This window comes from Alcanivorax sp. P2S70, from assembly GCF_000475295.1.
Classification (GTDB): domain Bacteria; phylum Pseudomonadota; class Gammaproteobacteria; order Pseudomonadales; family Alcanivoracaceae; genus Alcanivorax; species Alcanivorax profundi.
Map to the genome: position 1 here is coordinate 48970 of NZ_AXBZ01000023.1, position 19156 is coordinate 68125.

Here is a 19156-nt window from a genome sequence, read left to right on the forward strand (position 1 = left end):
TGAACTTTCAACTCACGACTTTTCCGCTTCCAGAAACAGCACATTCCAGGTGAGCGGCAAGCCTTGCGAGGTTCTTTTCGTTTCGTATTCGGCCACCATTGCCTGCCAGGCATTTTTTCCCGTCAGGCCGGTGGCGCCACTGACGTGGTCGGCACCGGTTGCCTTCAGGCGGCGGGCGATGGATTTGACCGAGTCGTAGTATTCCACCATCACCTGCTGCTGCAAATCCGGATCGGCAAAACCTGCCTTGAACGCCGCGTTTTGCCAGTCGTTGAATGTCGGTAATGCATTCACATGGGGGCGTTGGTTCACCGCCTGCCAGCTTTGCTGCAGTTCCTGCAACGAACCACCCAACGGCACCGCCAGCAGCACACGCCCAGCTGGCGCCAGCACCCGGGAAATGTCTTGCAACACGGCCTGCGGATCACACCACTGCAGGGCGAAGCAACTGAACACCAGCCCCTGACTGGCCTCGGCCAGCGGCAGCTGTTCCGCATCGGCACACAGAGGCTGATAGCGTTCATTCAGGCGGCCACGCACGGCCGCTTCTGCCAGCATGGCTGGAGACAAATCCACCGCCTGCCAGTGCACATCCGGCAGAGCCTGCTGCTGGGCCCGGGCAAAGGGCGCGGTGGCGCAGCCCAGGTCCAGTGCATGATTCACCGGCAACTGCGCCGGCAAGCGCTGCACCAGCGAGCGCCCCACGGCCAGCTGCAGGATCGCGTGCTCATCGTAGCTGCGCGCGGCGCGGCTGAAGTGCTGGCCGACCAACTGCTTGTCTGCTGTCGCTTGAATGCTCGCGCTCCTTGAAACAAGTCAGACGTCTGTGGTCGGACGTCTGACGACAATAATCAAACCATCAAATCAGAATAATTTTGTGTCCGGCGTCAGACATCCGACGTCAGAGCATATTCCCGCCAGAAGTCATAGATGGCCTGGGTGAAGGTGTCCGGTGCTGACAGGAACGGCACATGGGCCACCTGCTCGATCAAGGCCGTGCGACCGGTATTGATCAAGGCCTCACTGGCCGCCATGGCGGCCGCAGGAACAATATGATCGTTTTCGCCAAACACCATCAGCACCGGCATGGGCAGCGTCGGCAACACCGCGCGCATATCCGCATCACGAAGAATATCCAGCCCGCCCCGCAAGGCTTTGGGCGCAGGCAGTCCGCAGAAATAAAGAATCTCCTTGAGCCGCGCCGTATCGGCGCGCATGGAGGCACTGCCCTTGCAGTTGAGGGCCAGAAAACGCACCAGGGTGCCCTCCTGATCCTCAGCAAACATTTCCGCAAACTTGCCGAGAATGTCCGGCTTCATGGCGGTGCCCCAACCCTCTGTCGAGGTAAAACGAGGAGACGCCGCTACCGTAACCACCGACTGCACCCGCTGCGGTGCCTTGTCCGCCATGGCCAGCGCCACCAGGCCACCCAGCGACCAGCCCAGCACATGGGCTTTCTCCGGCATGATCCCCAGCATCTGATCCGCCAGAAAATCCAGGGTGTAATCCGCCGCTGGCAGCGGGCTCTGGCCCATGCCGGGCAGATCCACCACCGTCACCCTGAACCGTTCCAGCAACGCCGGCACGATGTCATCGAAAACGATGGCGTGCAGCCCCCAGCCGTGAATCAGGACGACATCCTGCGCCTCGGCATCCTCTACGCCAGTGGCCTTGTAGGTGTTGTGGTAGGGAATCAGCTTGGGCATCAAAGATCCTTTGGTCACGGGTCTGACGTCGGAAGTCTGACGGCAGAAGTAAAACAGGCTGGCCGTTTTGAGCGTCAGGCGTCCGACTTCCGACGTCCGACTTCATCAAGCGCTGCCAGCAACGCATCCACATCCGCCAGTTCATGGGCCGCAGACAGGGTCACGCGCAAGCGCGCTTCACCTTCCGGCACAGTGGGCGGGCGGATCGCGGTAATCAGAAAACCTTTTTCCCGGAGGGCCGCACTCAGCGCCATGGCATCGGCATCGCTGCCAATCAGGATCGGCTGGATCGGTGTCTGCGAGTCCATCAGGGTGTAGCCCAGCTCGCTGGCACCGGCACGAAAGCGCGTGACCAGCTCCGCCAGTTTTTCCCGGCGCCAGTGTTCCTGCTGTGATTTCTTCAGGCTGGTGAGCGTGGCCGCCGCCACCGCCGCCGGCATGGCGGTGGTGTAAATGAAAGTGCGGGCGAATTGTATCAGGGTCTCGATCAATTCATGACTGCCAGCCACAAAGGCACCACCGGTACCCTGCCCCTTGCCCAGGGTGCCCATCAGAACCTGCACGCGATCATTGACGCCCTGGGAGAACAGTGACCCTCGCCCCTGCTCATCCAGCACGCCAATGCCATGGGCATCATCCACCATCAGCCAGGCGTCATTGGCCTCGCACACATTCGCCAGCGCCGCCAGGGGTGCTTCGTCGCCATCCATGCTGAACACGCCATCGACCACCGCCAGTTTGCGGCGCGCTTCGCTGCGCTGCAGCAGGCGCTCCAGTGCAGTAGGGTCGTTGTGGGCGAAGCGACGAAAACGGGCGCCGCTGAGCAAGCCTCCGTCGAGCAGGGACGCATGATTAAGCCGGTCTTCGAAGACCGCGTCAGACTTGCCCAGCAGCGCAGACATCACACCCAGATTGGCCATATAGCCCGTGGAAAACAGCAAGGCGCGTTCACGGCCGGTGTGCGCTGCCAGCGCCTCCTCCAGATCCTGGTGGGGACGCTGATGACCGCACACCAGATGAGAAGCGCCGCTGCCCACACCCCAGCTACCGGCTGCCTGCTGAAAGGCAGCAACTACCTCCGGGTCATTGGCCAGTCCCAGATAGTCGTTACTACAGAAATTCAGGTAATCACGCCCTGCCAAGCGCGCAACGCGACCACAGGGGCCGTCCATAACCAGCGGCTCGCGAAAGCGATGTTGCTGGCGGCGCTTTTCAAGATCGGCGGCGAGATCAAAGGTCATTGCGAAACCCGTAGGGCGGAAATTGGCGTCAGCCAATCTCCGCCGCGACGTAAGCGCCAATCAATGGCTGGAGAAAATGGATACCCGGCATGGCCATCAGCCACCGGTGGAGATCGGCTCACGCCGGTTGCCACCCTGCGGAGAATCAATGCTCGGCAGCAGCAGGGCGGCCTGTGTCCTTGTCGAGCACGTGCTTCGCGGAACGTTTGTCCATGGCGTTATAGAACAGTCCAGCATCTTCCGCCTCCTGCTCGGCCACCTGCGCCTTGATGGCTTCTTCATGGGCTTCGTCAGACGCTTCATGACGCGGATCCAGCGGATGAATGCCCAAACGCTTGAAGAGCTGCTGGTCGTGATTGGCTTCCGGGTTGTCGGTGGTCAGCAAACGCTCACCGTAGAAGATGGAATTGGCACCGGCCATGAAACACAGCGCCTGGGCCTCATCGTTCATTTCCTGACGACCGGCAGACAACCGCACGTAGGATTCAGGCATCAGGATGCGCGCCACCGCCACGGTACGCACGAACTCGAAGGGATCCAGATCTGCCACATCCGCCAGCGGTGTACCTTCAATCTTCACCAGCATGTTGATCGGCACCGACTCCGGATGGTGCGGCAAGTTGGCCAGCTGCTGCAGCAAACCGACGCGGTCATCACGCTGCTCGCCCATGCCAACAATGCCCCCACAACACACCTTCATGCCGGCATCACGGACATTGGCCAGGGTGCTCAGACGATCATTGTAGGTCCGCGTGGTAATCACCTTGCCGTAATACTCCGGCGAGGTGTCCAGGTTGTGGTTGTAGTAGTCCAGTCCGGCGTCCGCCAGCGCCTCGGCCTGGCCCTGATCCAGCATACCCAGAGTCATGCAGGTTTCCATGCCCAGCCCTTTCACCTGGCGGATCATGTCGAGCACAAACGGCATGTCTCGGTCGCGGGGGCTGCGCCAAGCCGCCCCCATGCAGAAACGGGACGCCCCTTTGTCGCGGGCAGCTTTGGCTTCTTCCACCACGCGGGCGACTTCCAGCAGCTTTTCCTTTTCCAGCTCGGTGTTGTAGTGGCCGGACTGGGAGCAATACTTGCAGTCTTCCGGGCAAGCCCCGGTCTTGATCGACAGCAGGGTGCTGACCTGCACCGCATTCGGATCGAAATTGGCCCGATGGATAGCCGCTGCCTGGAACAACAAGTCATTGAACGGCAGAGCAAACAGGGCTTCGATCTCACTACGCTTCCAGTCATGGCGTACAGCCGTTTGCGACTCTGGCGTCTGGGTAATGCTGGCGGTGGCGGGCATGGTGTCTCTCCTGAACGGGAATCAACAGGCTAGGGAGCGACATGCCACCTGTCAACTGGAAAGCCGCAACAAAAGTTTACTGCAGGTCATTTTTTGATCATTTCTGCCCTTGCCTGCTATGCGGAAAAATGAGCCGTAGCCTGCTCTGTGCCCAGTGCACGGTGCTGCTGCCCTCCTTGCAGGGCCCACTCTGCCGCTGCAGCCTGCCCATGCCTGGCGCAAACAACAGCCAGCCTCCGCCGCTGTGCGGTCGCTGTGTTCGCCGGCCGCCCCCTTTTGCCGCCAGCCATGCCCCGCTGATCTATAGCCATCCGCTGGATCGCCTGATTCAACGCTACAAGCACCACGGAGACCTGGTCTGCGAAAACGCTCTGGAACAATTGTTGGCAGACATGCCCTTACCCTGGCCGGACACTGACGCCCTGTGTGCCCTGCCTGCTCACTGGCAACGATGCTGGTGGCGGGGCTTTGATCAAAGCCAGCGACTTGCCAGCCAACTTTCCCGCCTCTGGCAGCGGCCGCTGTTGCCCGCATTGTTACGCCAACGTGCGACTGCCAGCCAACAAGGGCTGAAGCGCACTCAACGGGAACGGAATTTACGCCAGGCCTTTCGCTGCGTTCTGCCGATGGCAGGCTTATCCATCACTCTGATTGACGACGTTATGACCACCGGCAGCAGTGCCAGAGCCGCAAGCCGCACCCTCCTGGACGCAGGCGCTCGTGAGGTCAATGTCTGGACATTAGCCCGCACACTGCCACCCTCGCGGCGCTAAGCGCCCCTTTTCCGATACGTCCGTTCACAATGGGTGAAACCCCATCGCAGCCTAGGCATAATAACGGCTTGTTGATGGAGGGAATGAAATGAAAACAATAACAAGCTTGCTGGTTGCACTGCTGGTTCTGCCACTGACGGCCATTGCCGAAGACCGCTATAGCGGCGTCACCCTTATCAGGGGCACCGTGTTTTCAGTGGGTCGTGTCGACCCTACCGAAAAAATCGACACCGGTTTTTTCGTCGACGCCAACTACAGCAGTGTGGCGATCAATGGCGGCGTGGCCACCAAGAAATTTGGCGACTCACCGCTGCGGTCAGAAAAAGTGGATGAGTTTTCTGAAGCCGATGGTGAGCGCGTAAATAATGTCTATCTCGGCACTGGATTCGGCCGCATCGCCCAAATCCAGTACGGCCACGGTAATCATGACGGACTCATTCGCTTTCGGTCCGACTTCAACTATCGCTCTATCGTCGATTTCTTCACTGGCAAACGCACCCCAAAAGACCGACTCACCCTGGGTGACCGACTGACCTTCACCATTGCCATTGAGCAGTACCTGGAAGACGAGGAAGAAATTTTCGACAACGCCACCTGGGGCATTGGTCTGTTGTTCTAGCCCACCCCCGCGAGCCGACATGGAAATACATATTGCTCAAGGGCATAACCCGCCCCATAACATTCACGGCATCACGGTTGTAATCGATGTGATTCGTGCGTTCACCACCAGCCACCATGCTTTCCGCAAGGGCCTGCGTTGTATCTGGCCGGTGGCCAGTGCGGAACAGGCTTTTGCCCTGCGCGATGAGCATCTGCCCAATGCCCTGCTGGCCGGTGAAGTGGATGCCCTGCCCATCAAGGGCTTCGACTTCGGCAATTCCCCCTGGGAGATTGATCAGGCCGAGCTGGCCGGTCGGGAAATGATCATGAGGACCACCAACGGGGTCGCTGCCACATTACGTGCCCGCGACAGCCGGGAAGTGCTGGTGGCCGGCCTGGTCAATGCCGAAGCTACCGCCAACTACCTGCGCCAACAGAACCCGCCCACGGTGGTGCTGGTGGCTTCCCACCCCACCGGCGATGAGGATGTGGCCTGCGCCGAATACATTCGCCATTTGCTGGGTGGAGAGGGCATCACCTACGAACAGGCCAGGGATCGCACCCTGAACGCCCACGCCGCCCAGAAGTTTTTCAACGGCACCCACCCACGCCTGCGGGCCGCCGACATTGAAGCCGCCGCCAGCACCGAGGGCCCTGACGCCTTGGTCATGCGCGTCCGCTTCGATCCCTTCCCCTGCATCACCGCCCAATAACGCTCCCCTGACCAGGGGTCTGCCCGAACATCTGCACCCTTTGACGCTCGGGCATTGATCCCGAACGTCAAGATTTCCGTCCGTTATGATCAATGCGACCCCAGGAAAGATCTTGTTAATGTGGGGACAACCTAATACGGACAGGACACCCCCATGATTCAGTGGTCAGAACAACAACAGATGATCCAGAAAATGGTACGCGACTTCGTGGAGAAGGAAGTCGTGCCAAAACTGGATGACATCGAATACAACGGCGTACCGCCTTACGACATCCTGCGCAAGCTGATCAAGACATTTGGCATGGATGTGATGGCCCAGCAGAGTTTTGAAAAACAGCTGGCCAGAGAAAAGGCCATCGCCGCCGGCGAGGCCGTAGAGAAAAAGAAGAAAGAAGGCCCTTCCGCCATGGCCGGAGAAGAAGCCGCCATGCGCATGATCCCCATTATCGAGATCTGCCGCCATGCGCAGGGATTGGTGACCGCCATGGGTGTCTCCATGGGCCTCGCCGGTGGCGCCATCATGAGCAAAGGCACCATTGAACAGAAAGAACGCTGGGCGCTACCGCTGCTGACCCTGGAAAAAGTGGGTGCCTGGGCAATCTCTGAACCCAATGCCGGCTCCGACGCCTTCGGCCAGATGAAAACCGTGGCCCGCCGCGACGGCAATGGCGGTTACATCATCAATGGCAGCAAGACCTGGATCACCAACGGTCCCTTTGCCGACACCATTATCCTGATCTGCAAGCTCGACGAGGAAGGCGTGCCGGCCGAGCAACGCAAAATCGTTTCATTCATCCTCGACAGCGGTATGGAGGGTCTGGAACAGTCCAAGCCATTCAAGAAGATGGGCATTGGCTCCTCCCCCACCGGCGAGCTGTTCCTGTCCGACGTGAAAGTCGGAGCAGATCGTCTGCTTGGCGGCAGCGAAGACAGCTACGGCCGCAGCGGCGCCAAGGGCACGTTCATGCAGGAACGCGCCGGCGTTGCTGCCATGGCACTGGGCATGGTGGAGCGCGCCATGGAGCTGTCTGTCCAGTACGCCAACGACCGTAGCCAGTTCGGCCGTCCGATCGGCCAGAACCAGCTGATCCAGCTCAAGCTGGCCAAGATGGAAGTGGCCCGTACCAACCTGCAGAACATGGTATTCCGCTATATCGAGATGACCGCCGAAGGCAAGCAGATGACCCTGGCCGAAGCCTCTGCCATGAAACTCTATGCCGCACAGACGGCCATGGAAGTCGCCACCGAGGCGGTACAGATTCATGGTGGCTACGGCTACATGCGAGAATCCCGTGTCGAGCAACTGATGCGCGACGCCAAGATCCTGCAGATTTATGCCGGGACCGACGAAATGCAGGTGATCGCTATCGCCCGAGACCTGTTAAGCCGAGCCTGAGCTGCTGGCGCCCCACCTGTGGTGGGTGGGGCGCCTTCTGAAATGCAGAATCGCGCATATCCCGGCAGGTACAAGCGTACCCATATTGACCAAGGCGCCCAAACCTCTGGTTAATGTGGTCTTCATCACACTTTGTGATGCCTCTAAACTCACGCCTTCTTCGTAGTGGGCGCCAGACTTCTGGCCCAGGTGAGTGAGATGTTAGTACGCTATAGGGCTGATCGTGCCGCTGTTGCCCTGGTGTTGGCGGTCTTTTTCATTCAATGCATGCTGTTTTTCTTCAGCTCAGGGCTGACAACCTGGCTGGCCGTACTTGCATTGATGCCGGTTCAGGTCTCCTGTGGCGCCATCTGCCATAACCATCACCACGTGAATACGTTTGTCAGGAAGCCCCTGAATCGCCTGTTTGAATGCATTCTCTACCTGCAAACAGGAACCAGCCCCCTGAGCTGGACCCTGCACCACAATATTGGCCACCACAAACTCTATCTGGACCCGGAAAACGACCCCTCTCCGTGGCAAATGGCTGATGGCAGTTTAATGCCTCGTTGGCGCTATGTGCTGATCAATACACTGCGTATCTACCCGGAAATTCACCAGATCGGAAAACGACACCCTGTGCTTTACCGCCGCTTTCTCCGATTGTTGGTACTCGCTAACCTCCCTCTGATCGCCGCCCTGCTGTACGACCCGCGCAATGCCCTGCTGGTATTCGTCCTGCCGATGGTTTCCATGCTGTTCATGCTGCTGGACAATACCTACGGTCAGCATGCGGGCACCGGCTTTGAAGACCATTTTCATGCGTCGCGCAATGTGGAGCTCAAACGCTACAATTTGCCGTCATGGAATCTGGGCTACCATACCGCGCACCATATGCTGCCTGGCCTCCACTGGAGCCAACTCCCCGAACTGCACGAGCAGATTCGTCACCGAATTCCCGAGCACCTGATCACCGAAAACGTGCTGCTGCAGTGGGAGCCTGCGCGCCAGCAACGCGACGGGCTACCCTCATGAAATACCGTTTTTGCTCACTGTTGCTGGCCGGCTTTCTGCTGGGCGGCACCAACCCGGCTGAAGCTGACGACTGCTACTATTACTGGGTTCATCAATGCCTCAACGTGATCGACGCCAGCCAGCGCAAGATTGAGCAGTACGTGCTGGTTTCGCCATCCGTTAACTATCTGAACAGTGGCAACCTGCGCTGTGCCGAGGCAGTGGCCCAGCGTCAGCAAGACGTGCACGACGCTCTGCTAACGGCCTTCAACGGGGCAGCCGGTAACATTGACGCCTGTGACACCCCCCTGACCGAGATCCCCGTACGGGTGTATGACAATCCCCAGAAAGCCACCTGGCACTATGGCCGCAGCCTCAGGGAATCCCCGGGCAAGACCATTGTCCCATTGGCCGATCTGCCCGCATTGTAAGGCGCCACACTGCACTGGCGGCAGGCCTCCCCTGTTATGCTATGATCTTCAGGCTTTTTATCTTCGGGGCGAATAATGAAAATAATCAAAACTGCCGCGTTCCTGCTGTCTCTCCTGAGCGTAACGCTACTGGCCGGCTGCCAGGGTATGCAGGGCGACCGTGAAGGGGATTACTACTTCTCACCGGCCGGCGCCTATATTCTTGACCTGAGCATCAATACTTTCCGCGGGGAAGTGGTGCTGGATGAACGCTGCGACCGTAATGGTGGCTCCGCGACTTTCTGGGATGGCAACGGGCGTCTGTTCCGGGTGGATTACCTGAACGTTCAGACACACCCCATGATCCAGGCCCCGCGCTTCGCCTCGGATCTCACCTTGCTCAACCTGACACTGAACAGTTATCTGCGTGATGTGGTGGCCAAGGCCCCAATGATCACCAGCGCCGAAGCCTCCTATCGCGAGTTTATCGAAGACGCTGACCCCAAGGCCTTGTTTGCCATCATCGGGATTAACGTGGACGCCGCCCAGGTCAAGGACACTGACGTGGAAAGCGGCACCTACTACTACGGTTTCCTGCTGTTCAAACGTGGCGATCTGATTTATGTCCTTCAGCACCGTCAGCCTGTACTGATGCCCGAAAAAATGAAGGCAGTACTGCTCAATCTGGCGGCAGGCATGGAGATTCCGGGCCGGGTTCGCGATGACACCGATCTGGAGAAACTGCGCCGAATCCTCAAGAAAATGGCCCCTGGCGGCACCGATGGTGACCCGGTGCGGCTGTGCGAACCGGCTGCCCCAGCCTGATTGATTAGCCGCAGTGGATGCATGCACAATGAAAAGCGCATGCATCCACGCAAGGTAATCACATCCCCATGAGCACATCCTCACTCAACCATCAGCAATGCGACGCCTGCCGCGCCGATGCTCCCCAGGTGACCGAACAGGAACGTGAATTGCTGTTCCCGCAGATCCCGGAGTGGATTCAGGTAGAAGAAGACGGCATCGAGAAACTGCAGCGGCATTTTCCGTTCAGGAATTTCGTCCAGGCACTGGCCTTCAGCAACCGGGTCGGCGAACTGGCCGAGCAGGAAGGCCACCACCCAGCCATTCTCACGGAGTACGGCAAGGTGACAGTGACCTGGTGGACCCACAAGATCCGTGGCCTGCACCGCAACGACTTTATCTGTGCCGCCAAGACTGACGCTCTGCTCAACGACTGACCGTTTGCGCCATCCCGCTGAACTAAACGGTTTTCCGACGCGTCCACAGGCTTTGTTAGCATCCCCGGTAACTGAGGAGAAACTGACATGGCCCTGACTGAAGAACAGAAAACCCTGATCAAAGCTGCCAGCGACAAGACCTTCCCGTTCGTGGAGCGTTGCGAAGTACAGACGCTGGAAGTCGACCGTGGCTATTGCAAGATGCTGATGCCGTTCAAGCCCAACATTAATCACGTGGGCATCATGTATGCTGGCGCCCTGTACACCATTGCCGAGCTGCCTGGCGGCACCATTTACCTGACATCCTTCGACACCAAGAAGTTCTATCCCATCGTCAAGGACATGTCGATTCGCTTCCGTCGCCCCGCGACCACCGATGTCACTGTGGAAGTCACCCTGAGCGAAGAGGAAATTGCCCGTATCGAAAGCACCACTGAAGAGGTGGGCAAGTGTGATTTCGAATGGGATGTAGAGCTAAAGGACGCCAACGGGGAAGTGGTTGCCATTTCTCACAACGTCTATCAGATGCGCAAGATCGGGGCGTAATCAGAGCGGCAAGTCATACGTTGAATTTCAACGACTGACCGTAATCCATCGCCCCGACATGCAAGAGGCCGCCTCCCCGAGGAGGCGGCCTCTTGTCGTATCAGCCGGGTCACCCGTGCTCTTTCAAGCACCTTGCGACTGGAATGACATCTACCCCGCGGCTCACTCCACCGGATCACAAAAACCGGACGGCCCCATATCCACCGTTGTTGTGCACTTCCACTCCACTCCCCTTGGACCGCGACTGTCCACAGGCCATGTGGTCAGTTCATGCCCTTCCAGGCGACCGGCCAATTCCAGCTTCAGCATGCCATCCTGAAGCAGATAGACCCGCTTCACCCGCTCACTGATCATCTGCTCCTGGGCCACACCCAGATCAGAGAGGCTTTCCGGCCACTCTCCGGAGTGCATGTAATACTCCATCATATACATGCGCAAGGCGGCTACCGTCGAAAAGGTTTGCGACAACTCTGCACGGTCGCGGCTAGCGCTGAACAAGTCCCAGGTATGGGGATCAATTCCCGGAGGAACAGGCTCTTTTTCCGGCACGGCCGCCAGTTTGGTCTGCGGCATGGGCACCCGACGCGCCAAGGCATCGATATCCGCGCGATACCGCGCTCGCAATGAGCAGCGTGTTCCACTCCAGCGCTGCCCATCTACCGCAGGCTTTTCACTCATTAGCTGACTGCGGTAGGCATCCTCAAGCAAGGCTTCATCCAGCGCCCGCTCACGATAAGCCAGCTTGCGTTTCCGATAGGCATCCGTTGCCGCGATCACACTCAGCAGGCTGGTGTGGAGTTCATCCGTCATTTTCTCAAGGGCACGCGCACAAACCTGCTGTTCGGTTTCTCCTTCACCGGCTCGCTCAACCTTTGCCAATGCAAGCGACATGGCCATAGCCTGTGCCCCGACCATCAGCAGCAGCAAACCCCAGATGATACGCATCGCTCCCCCCACTCTATCCCATTCGTGAGCGCCAGCCTCAGCGCTGGCTGAACTCGTGCACCGCCTCGATAAACACCCGCGCATGCTCCGGATCCACTTGCGGAGTAATGCCATGCCCCAGGTTAAAAATATGCCCCGGGTGATCGCCGAAGTCCGTGAGGATACGCTTTACTTCAGCACGAATGGCCTCGGGTGCTGCATACAATACTGCCGGATCCATATTGCCCTGCAGGGCTACCTTGTGACCGACACGGCGACGGGCTTCCCCAATATTGATGGTCCAGTCCAACCCCAGACCATCACAACCGGTCTCGGCCATGGACTCCAGCCACAGCCCGCCGTTTTTGGTAAACAGGATCACAGGAACCTTGCGGCCATCATGATCACGGATCAGCCCGTCGACAATCTGCTTCATGTACTTGAGCGAAAACTGCTGATAGGCCTCGGCGGACAATGCCCCACCCCAGGTATCAAAGATCTGTACTGCCTGGGCTCCGGCACGAATCTGCGCATTGAGGTAACTGGTGACGGACTGCGCCAGTTTGTCGAGCATGGCATGTGCCAGCTCCGGCTGACTGTAAACCATGGCCTTGAGGTGGCGGAAATCCTTGCTGGAGCCGCCTTCCACCATGTAGGTGGCCAGGGTCCACGGGCTACCGGAAAAGCCGATCAACGGCACACGGCCATTGAGCGCCCCTCGAATGGTGCTGACCGCCTTCATCACATAGCCGAGATCGGTCTCCGGATCGGGAATCGGCAAGGCTGCCACATCCGCCTCGGTGCGCACCACCTTCTTGAACTTCGGCCCTTCACCCGTTTCGAAATAGAGCCCCAGCCCCATGGCATCCGGGATGGTAAGAATGTCGGAGAACAGGATCGCCGCGTCCAGCGGATAACGCTCCAGCGGCTGCAAGGTAACTTCACAGGCAAGATCCGCGTTCATGCACAGATCCATGAACGACCCCGCATGTTCACGGCTGGCACGGTACTCCGGCAAATAACGTCCGGCCTGCCGCATCATCCAGATAGGGGTACGTTCAACATTCTCTCGGTTGAGTGCACGCAGGAAGAGATCATTCTGAAGTGGCGCAAAGCTGGTCATGCAATATCCTGAATCTGACTGGCACACGGTGTGCCGAACGAGTATGAATAGCGAACTTTACCTGATTGGCAACCAATACGCCCCCTCCCTGCACATACAGAAAGGCCCGCATTCGCGGGCCTTTCTGTCAGGATGGGCACAAACCGGGATTACACATCCAGGTAGTCCAGAATCCCCTTGGCGGCTTCACGGCCTTCCCAGATGGCGGTCACCACAAGGTCAGAGCCACGCACCATATCCCCACCGGCAAAGATCTTCTCGTTGCTGGTCTGGAAGGGAAATTCCTGCTCTTCCGGCGCAGTCACGCGACCGGAATCATCGGTGTTGATACCTTTGTCAGCGAACCAGTCCGCCGGGCTGGGCCGGAAACCGAAGGCAATGATCACGGCATCCGCAGGCAGGATTTCCTCGCTGCCCGGGATCGACTCGGGGCGGCGACGGCCATTGTTATCAGGTTCACCCAGCTTGGTTTCCACCACCTTGATGCCAACCACCTTACCGTCTTCACCCACCACTTCGATGGGCTGGCGGTTAAACAGGAACTGCACGCCCTCTTCCTTGGCGTTAACCACTTCCTTGCGGGAACCCGGCATGTTTTCTTCGTCACGACGGTAGGCACAGGTCACGGTGTCGGCACCCTGACGAATGGAGGTCCGGTTACAGTCCATGGCGGTATCACCACCACCGAGCACCACCACCCGCTTGCCCTTCATGTCGATGAAGTCAGCGGCAGCCTTTTCCAGGCCCAGGTTACGGTTCACGTTGGAAATCAGGAACGGCAGCGCTTCGTGCACGCCATCCAGATCTTCACCCGGGAAACCGCCTTTCATGTAGGTGTAGGTGCCCATGCCCATGAACACGGCATCGTACTCGGCCAACAGCTCATCGATGCTGATGTCCTTGCCCACATCCACGCCCAGACGGAATTCCACACCCATACCTTCAAAGACTTCACGGCGCTTGGCCATGACCGGCTTTTCCAGCTTGAACTCGGGGATACCGAACGTCAGCAGGCCACCAATTTCTTCATAACGATCGAAGACAACCGGTTTCACCCCGTTGCGGACCAGCACGTCAGCACAGCCGATCCCGGCCGGGCCCGCCCCGATAACCGCCACTTTCTTGTCAGTCCAGACGACCTTGGACATGTCCGGACGCCAGCCCATGGCCAACGCGGTATCGGTGATGTACTTCTCGGTAGCACCGATGGTCACCGCACCAAAGCCGTCATTGAGGGTACAGGCCCCTTCACACAGACGGTCCTGGGGACACACACGACCACAGACTTCCGGCAGGGAGTTGGTCTGGTGACTCAACTCCACCGCTTCCATCAAATTCCCTTCGCTGATCAGTTTCAGCCAGTTGGGAATGTAGTTGTGTACCGGACACTTCCACTCACAGTACGGGTTACCGCAATGCAGGCAACGGTGCGCCTGATGCTCCACTTCCCGGGTTTCAAACGGGTAGTAGATCTCCTCGTACTTGTGCTTGCGGTCGTCAATGTCCTTTTTCTTGGGATCGTGCCGTGGCACATCCAGAAACTGGAAATTGTTGCTCAAACGTTCAGCCATGTTCTCCCCAACCTCCGTTATGCCGGATTGGCGCGCGTGGTGTTCAGCAGGCTGTCCAGGCTCGCGGCCTTGGGTTTCACCAGCCAGAACTTGCGGCTCATGGCATCAAAATTATCCAGAATGTACTGGCCCCATTCGCTGCCGGTCTCTTCAACATATTCGCTGATTACGCCGCGCAGATGGCTGCGGTGAGACTCGGTGGCTTCGGAACTGATGCGATGCAGTTCGATCAGTTCCGGGTTGATGCGGTCGAAGAAATCATTGTCCTCGTCCAGCACGAAGGCAAAGCCTCCGGTCATGCCGGCACCAAAGTTGTGGCCGGTCCGGCCAAGTACCGTGATGCACCCGCCGGTCATGTATTCGCAGCAGTGATCGCCAGCGCCTTCTACCACCGCATGGGCTCCGGAGTTACGCACCCCGAAACGTTCGCCGGCGGTACCAGCGGCAAACAGCTTGCCTCCGGTGGCACCGTACAGACAGGTGTTACCAATGATGGCCGTTTCCTGGCTCTTGAACGGGCTACCCTGGGGCGGACGAATCACCAGCTTGCCGCCGGCCATGCCTTTGCCCACGTAGTCGTTGGCATCCCCTTCAATGTACATGTGCAGGCCGCCGGCGTTGAACACACCGAAGCTCTGCCCTGCTGTACCGGTGAAACGAACCTTGATCGGCGCGCTTTCCATGTCCAGGTTGCCATACTGCTTGGCGATGGCTCCAGAGACCCGGGCACCCACGCTACGATCACAGTTGGTGATCGCGTAGTGGAAAGAACCACCGGACTTGTTGTCGATCGCCACTTGCATGTCATTGATCATGGTATCGCTGAGCAACGCCTTGTCGAACGGCTCGTTGCGATCCACCTGACAGTGGGTGGGCTTGTCTGCCGGCACCAGGTCGTTGCGCAGAATCGGAGTGAGATCCAGCTTGCCCTGACGCTCGGTTTCCCCTTCCAGCACTTTCAGCAGGTCGGTACGGCCGATCAGGTCCGGAATGCTCTTCACACCCAGCATGGCCAGCAGCTCACGAACTTCGCGCGCCACGAAGGTGAAGTAGTTGATCAACAGCTCAGGCGCACCGATGTAGTGCTCCTTACGCAGGTCTTCACGCTGGGTCGCCACGCCGGTGGCGCAGTTGTTCAGGTGACAGATCCGCAGGTACTTACAGCCGAGAACGACCATCGGCACGGTACCGAACCCGAAGGATTCCGCCCCCAGAATAGCCGCCTTGATCACGTCCAGACCGGTCTTCAGACCGCCATCGGTCTGCAGACGGATCTTGTCGCGCAAATCATTGCCACGCAGTGCCTGATGCGCTTCTGCCAGCCCCAGCTCCCACGGAGAGCCCGCATAGCGGATAGAGGTCAACGGGCTCGCAGCAGTACCGCCGTCATAACCGGAGATGGTGATCAGGTCAGCATAGGCCTTGGCCACACCGGAGGCCACCGTGCCTACGCCGGGCTCGGATACCAGCTTCACAGAGACCTGGGCATCCGGGTTAACCTGCTTGAGATCAAAGATCAGCTGGGCCAGATCCTCAATGGAATAGATATCATGGTGCGGCGGCGGTGAAATCAGGGTGACACCGGGCACGGAATGACGCAGCCGCGCAATCAGGGTGTTCACCTTGCCGCCGGGCAACTGGCCGCCTTCACCGGGCTTGGCACCCTGGGCGACCTTGATCTGCAGCACTTCTGCATTCACCAGGTAGTGCGGGGTGACACCGAAGCGACCCGAGGCGATCTGCTTGATCTTGGAGACCCGCTCGGTACCGTAACGGGCCGGGTCTTCACCGCCCTCACCGGAATTGGAGCGCCCACCAAGACGGTTCATGGCAGTCGCAATGGCTTCATGAGCCTCCGGGCTCAGTGCCCCCAGCGACATGCCCGCAGAGTCAAAGCGCAGCAGGATATTTTCCAGCGGCTCGACCTCATCCACGCTGATGGCATCCACATCATCACGCAAGGCGAACAGATCACGCAGGGTCGCTACCGGACGCTTGTTCACCAACTCCGCGTATTCGCGGTAAGCGTTCCAGTCGTTATCCTGGGTGGCATGATGCAGGGCATGGATCACGTCCGGGTTGAAGGCGTGATATTCCTTGCCGTGGATAAACTTGAGAACACCGCCGGCATCAATCGGCTTACGCTGCTTCCAGGCATCTTTGACCAGATTCTTCTGGTCCGCCTCGAAGTCGACAAAGCCGGCCCCCTGGATGCGGCTCGCCACACCCCGAAAGCACAGGTCCACCACCTCACGGTCAATACCCACCGCTTCAAACAGCTGGGCACCCCGGTAAGAGGTGATGGTGGAGATCCCCATTTTGGAGAGGATCTTCATCAGGCCCTTGTTGATGCCCTTGCGGAAGTTCTTCTGCAGCTCTACCGCATCGCCCAGCAGCTCGCCGGAGCGCACCATGTCGGCGATAACGTCATAAGCCAGGTACGGATAGACCGCGGTGGCACCAAAGCCGAACAACACGGCAAAGTGATGGGAATCGCGAGCCGTCGCGGTTTCCACAATAATGTTGGCGTCAGAGCGCAAACCTTTCTCGGTCAGAGAATGGTGAACGGCACCGGTGGCCATCAGCGCCGGGATGGTCAGGGTATCCTGGCCAATACCGTGATCGGTGAGCACCAGAATGACCTTGCCATCACGTACCGCTTTTTCCGCGGCGTCGCACAGATCCAGTACCGCCTGTTTCAGGCCGGCCTTGGGATCATAATGCAGGCTCAGTTTGGCGTGCTCATAGCCCGGACGCTGGATATTCAGCAGATTGGTGAACTTGGAGTGCGACAACACCGGCGTGGACAAAATTGCCCGGTCCGCATGGTCCGCCGTTTCCTCGAACACGTTTCGCTCAGCTCCCACACAGGTTTCCAGGCTCATGACGATCGCTTCACGCAGCGGATCGATGGGCGGGTTGGTCACCTGGGCAAACTGCTGACGGAAATAGTCGTACAGCGGACGCTCACGCTTGGACAGCACCGCCATGGGCGTATCGTCCCCCATGGAACCTGTGGCTTCCTGCCCGGTTTCGGCAAGCGGACGCAGCACCTGATCACGCTCTTCAAAGCTGATCTGGAAGAATTTCTGATAGCTGAGCAGATCCTGCGGATCCACTTCGTCGGTGCGACCCACCTCGTGATCGTAGTCCGCCTCAATACGCAGGGCGTTACCCTTCAGCCAGTCACGGTAGGGGTGACGTACTTTCAACCGGTTATCGATATCCCGGGTATGCAGGACTTCACCGGTTTCCGTGTCCACAGCCAGTATCTGGCCCGGACCGACACGGCCCTTGGCGACGACATCTTCCGGCTTGTAGCCGTAGACACCGATTTCAGAGGCCAGAGTGATGAAGCCGTTCTTGGTCACAACCCAACGCGCCGGACGCAGACCGTTACGGTCGAGCATACAGACCGCGTAGCGGCCATCGGTCATCACCAGACCCGCCGGGCCATCCCACGGCTCCATGTGCATGGAGTTATATTCGTAGAAGGCACGCAGGTCCGCGTCCATGGTTTCCACATTCTGCCAGGCCGGCGGGATCATCATGCGCACGGCGCGGAACAGATCCATACCACCGGACAGCAGGATTTCCAGCATGTTATCCATGCTGGAAGAGTCAGAACCGGTACGGTTGACCAGCGGGCTCAGCTCTTCCAGCCCGGGCAACAGTTCGTTGGCAAACTTGCTTTCCCGCGCCAACGCCCAGTTACGGTTACCCTGAACGGTGTTGATCTCACCGTTGTGAGCCAGGTAGCGGAATGGCTGCGCCAGCGGCCACTGCGGCAGGGTGTTGGTGGAGAAGCGCTGATGGAAGACCACGATGGCGGTTTCCATGGCCTCATCGCCCAGATCCGGGAAGAAGGCCGGCAGATCCACCGGCATCATCAGACCTTTATAGGAAATCACCGACGCCGACAGGGAGCAGACATAGAAATAGCCATCGCTCTCGATCGCTTTTTCGGCATGGCGACGGGCAAAGAACAGGCGACGGTTCAGCTCCTGCTCGGAGTTACCGTCTGCAGCGACCAGCACCTGCCAGAAACCCGGCAGAGAGGCGCGCGCCAGCTCACCCAGGCAGGCGTCATCCGTGGGCACTTCACGCCAGCCCAGCACCTTCACATCCTGCGCTTCAAGAGCAGCATCGATGGCGGCCTTCTGCTTGTCGGCCTCGGCGCTGTCAGGATGGGTAAACACCATCCCCACACCGTAGTTGTCCGGCAAGGCAATAGACGCATCCTGCGCAACCTTGCGGAAGAAAGAATCGGGTTTCTTGAGCAACAGACCGCAGCCGTCACCGGTTTTTCCATCGGCGTTAATACCGCCCCGGTGGGTCATACATGTCAGTGCTTCGATGGCGGTTTGCAAAAGCTCGTGGCTGGCGTTGCCTTCCATATGGGCAATCAGACCAAAACCACAGTTGTCCCGGAATTCTCCGGGCTCAGTGAGCCCCCGCACCAGCGTTGAGTTCTGCTGCATCAAAACCTTTCCTCTTGAAATTCAGAGACTTACAGAAGGCAAATGGCGTCAGGATAGTGGTGACGGCAAAAAAGGGATATGCATTCTACACATTGCGGGGTTGGGCGACAAATTGAACAGTCGCCCAACCCGCTTTTTTTCTTGA

17 protein-coding genes are annotated in these 19156 nt (G+C 58.7%); 9 read left to right on the plus strand and 8 right to left on the minus strand.

Going from position 1 to position 19156, the window contains the following annotated elements; translation table 11 throughout:
- Positions 1–12: 12 nt before the first annotated feature.
- From bioC to bioB, 4 genes are all read right to left on the minus strand, one after another.
- Complete coding sequence (gene bioC / locus Q672_RS25320) at positions 13–771, minus strand: malonyl-ACP O-methyltransferase BioC (protein ID WP_022985268.1); 759 nt, start codon at positions 769–771, stop codon at positions 13–15.
- Between the two features lie 116 nt (positions 772–887).
- Positions 888–1706 carry a pimeloyl-ACP methyl ester esterase BioH gene (gene bioH, locus Q672_RS25325; protein ID WP_022985269.1) on the minus strand — a complete coding sequence of 273 codons (819 nt, stop codon included), beginning with the start codon at positions 1704–1706 and terminating at the stop codon, positions 888–890.
- Between the two features lie 74 nt (positions 1707–1780).
- A complete protein-coding gene (bioF, locus tag Q672_RS25330) occupies positions 1781–2947 on the minus strand; it encodes an 8-amino-7-oxononanoate synthase (RefSeq protein ID WP_022985270.1) in 1167 nt (388 codons plus the stop codon).
- A 145-nt stretch (positions 2948–3092) separates the two neighbouring features.
- Positions 3093–4241: a biotin synthase BioB gene (gene bioB, locus Q672_RS25335; RefSeq protein WP_022985271.1), complete on the minus strand. Its 1149-nt coding sequence runs from the start codon at positions 4239–4241 to the stop codon at positions 3093–3095.
- Positions 4242–4450: 209 nt separating this feature from the next.
- Between bioB and Q672_RS25340 the strand changes: the two genes are divergently transcribed.
- The 9 genes from Q672_RS25340 (at position 4451) to Q672_RS25380 (ending at position 10912) form a co-directional block, all read left to right on the plus strand.
- Complete coding sequence (locus Q672_RS25340) at positions 4451–5014, plus strand: ComF family protein (protein WP_235047192.1); 564 nt, start codon at positions 4451–4453, stop codon at positions 5012–5014.
- 88 nt (positions 5015–5102) lie between these two features.
- Complete coding sequence (locus Q672_RS25345; RefSeq protein ID WP_022985273.1) at positions 5103–5633, plus strand: hypothetical protein; 531 nt, start codon at positions 5103–5105, stop codon at positions 5631–5633.
- A 19-nt stretch (positions 5634–5652) separates the two neighbouring features.
- The gene (locus Q672_RS25350; RefSeq protein ID WP_022985274.1) at positions 5653–6327 is read left to right on the plus strand and encodes a 2-phosphosulfolactate phosphatase; all 675 of its coding nucleotides are present in this window, start codon (positions 5653–5655) and stop codon (positions 6325–6327) included.
- Positions 6328–6480: 153 nt separating this feature from the next.
- Positions 6481–7722, plus strand: coding sequence for an acyl-CoA dehydrogenase family protein (locus Q672_RS25355; protein WP_022985275.1), 1242 nt, complete (start codon positions 6481–6483; stop codon positions 7720–7722).
- Positions 7723–7920: 198 nt separating this feature from the next.
- Complete coding sequence (locus Q672_RS25360; RefSeq protein ID WP_022985276.1) at positions 7921–8736, plus strand: fatty acid desaturase family protein; 816 nt, start codon at positions 7921–7923, stop codon at positions 8734–8736.
- Positions 8733–9146: a hypothetical protein gene (locus Q672_RS25365; protein WP_022985277.1), complete on the plus strand. Its 414-nt coding sequence runs from the start codon at positions 8733–8735 to the stop codon at positions 9144–9146. The genes Q672_RS25360 and Q672_RS25365 overlap by 4 nt, the downstream gene beginning before the upstream one ends.
- 75 nt (positions 9147–9221) lie before the next feature.
- Entirely contained in the window at positions 9222–9950 is a 729-nt protein-coding gene (locus Q672_RS25370; RefSeq protein ID WP_022985278.1) for a hypothetical protein, read from the plus strand.
- Between the two features lie 68 nt (positions 9951–10018).
- Positions 10019–10366, plus strand: coding sequence for a 4a-hydroxytetrahydrobiopterin dehydratase (locus Q672_RS25375; protein ID WP_022985279.1), 348 nt, complete (start codon positions 10019–10021; stop codon positions 10364–10366).
- Between the two features lie 87 nt (positions 10367–10453).
- Positions 10454–10912, plus strand: coding sequence for a PaaI family thioesterase (locus Q672_RS25380; RefSeq protein WP_022985280.1), 459 nt, complete (start codon positions 10454–10456; stop codon positions 10910–10912).
- Positions 10913–11074: 162 nt separating this feature from the next.
- On the opposite strand, the gene Q672_RS25385 is transcribed toward Q672_RS25380, so the two are convergent.
- From Q672_RS25385 to gltB, 4 genes are all read right to left on the minus strand, one after another.
- On the minus strand, positions 11075–11857 hold the full coding sequence (locus Q672_RS25385; protein ID WP_022985281.1) for a pilin: 783 nt from the start codon (positions 11855–11857) through the stop codon (positions 11075–11077).
- A 37-nt stretch (positions 11858–11894) separates the two neighbouring features.
- Positions 11895–12959 carry a uroporphyrinogen decarboxylase gene (gene hemE / locus Q672_RS25390; RefSeq protein ID WP_022985282.1) on the minus strand — a complete coding sequence of 355 codons (1065 nt, stop codon included), beginning with the start codon at positions 12957–12959 and terminating at the stop codon, positions 11895–11897.
- Positions 12960–13108: 149 nt separating this feature from the next.
- The gene (locus tag Q672_RS25395) at positions 13109–14530 is read right to left on the minus strand and encodes an FAD-dependent oxidoreductase (protein ID WP_022985283.1); all 1422 of its coding nucleotides are present in this window, start codon (positions 14528–14530) and stop codon (positions 13109–13111) included.
- Between the two features lie 17 nt (positions 14531–14547).
- On the minus strand, positions 14548–19011 hold the full coding sequence (gltB, locus tag Q672_RS25400) for a glutamate synthase large subunit (protein ID WP_022985284.1): 4464 nt from the start codon (positions 19009–19011) through the stop codon (positions 14548–14550).
- Positions 19012–19156: the final 145 nt, after the last annotated feature.

Coding starts and splice junctions, on each gene's coding strand:
- Q672_RS25355 (WP_022985275.1), top strand. CDS start 6,481: ATGATTCAGTGGTCAGAACAACAACAGATGATCCAGAAAATGGTACGC.
- Q672_RS25370 (WP_022985278.1), top strand. CDS start 9,222: ATGAAAATAATCAAAACTGCCGCGTTCCTGCTGTCTCTCCTGAGCGTA.
- Q672_RS25365 (WP_022985277.1), top strand. CDS start 8,733: ATGAAATACCGTTTTTGCTCACTGTTGCTGGCCGGCTTTCTGCTGGGC.
- Q672_RS25345 (WP_022985273.1), top strand. CDS start 5,103: ATGAAAACAATAACAAGCTTGCTGGTTGCACTGCTGGTTCTGCCACTG.
- Q672_RS25395 (WP_022985283.1), bottom strand. CDS start 14,530: ATGGCTGAACGTTTGAGCAACAATTTCCAGTTTCTGGATGTGCCACGG.
- Q672_RS25375 (WP_022985279.1), top strand. CDS start 10,019: ATGAGCACATCCTCACTCAACCATCAGCAATGCGACGCCTGCCGCGCC.
- Q672_RS25340 (WP_235047192.1), top strand. CDS start 4,451: ATGCCTGGCGCAAACAACAGCCAGCCTCCGCCGCTGTGCGGTCGCTGT.
- bioH (WP_022985269.1), bottom strand. CDS start 1,706: ATGCCCAAGCTGATTCCCTACCACAACACCTACAAGGCCACTGGCGTA.
- Q672_RS25360 (WP_022985276.1), top strand. CDS start 7,921: ATGTTAGTACGCTATAGGGCTGATCGTGCCGCTGTTGCCCTGGTGTTG.
- Q672_RS25380 (WP_022985280.1), top strand. CDS start 10,454: ATGGCCCTGACTGAAGAACAGAAAACCCTGATCAAAGCTGCCAGCGAC.
- gltB (WP_022985284.1), bottom strand. CDS start 19,011: ATGCAGCAGAACTCAACGCTGGTGCGGGGGCTCACTGAGCCCGGAGAA.
- bioF (WP_022985270.1), bottom strand. CDS start 2,947: ATGACCTTTGATCTCGCCGCCGATCTTGAAAAGCGCCGCCAGCAACAT.
- Q672_RS25350 (WP_022985274.1), top strand. CDS start 5,653: ATGGAAATACATATTGCTCAAGGGCATAACCCGCCCCATAACATTCAC.
- bioB (WP_022985271.1), bottom strand. CDS start 4,241: ATGCCCGCCACCGCCAGCATTACCCAGACGCCAGAGTCGCAAACGGCT.
- hemE (WP_022985282.1), bottom strand. CDS start 12,959: ATGACCAGCTTTGCGCCACTTCAGAATGATCTCTTCCTGCGTGCACTC.
- Q672_RS25385 (WP_022985281.1), bottom strand. CDS start 11,857: ATGCGTATCATCTGGGGTTTGCTGCTGCTGATGGTCGGGGCACAGGCT.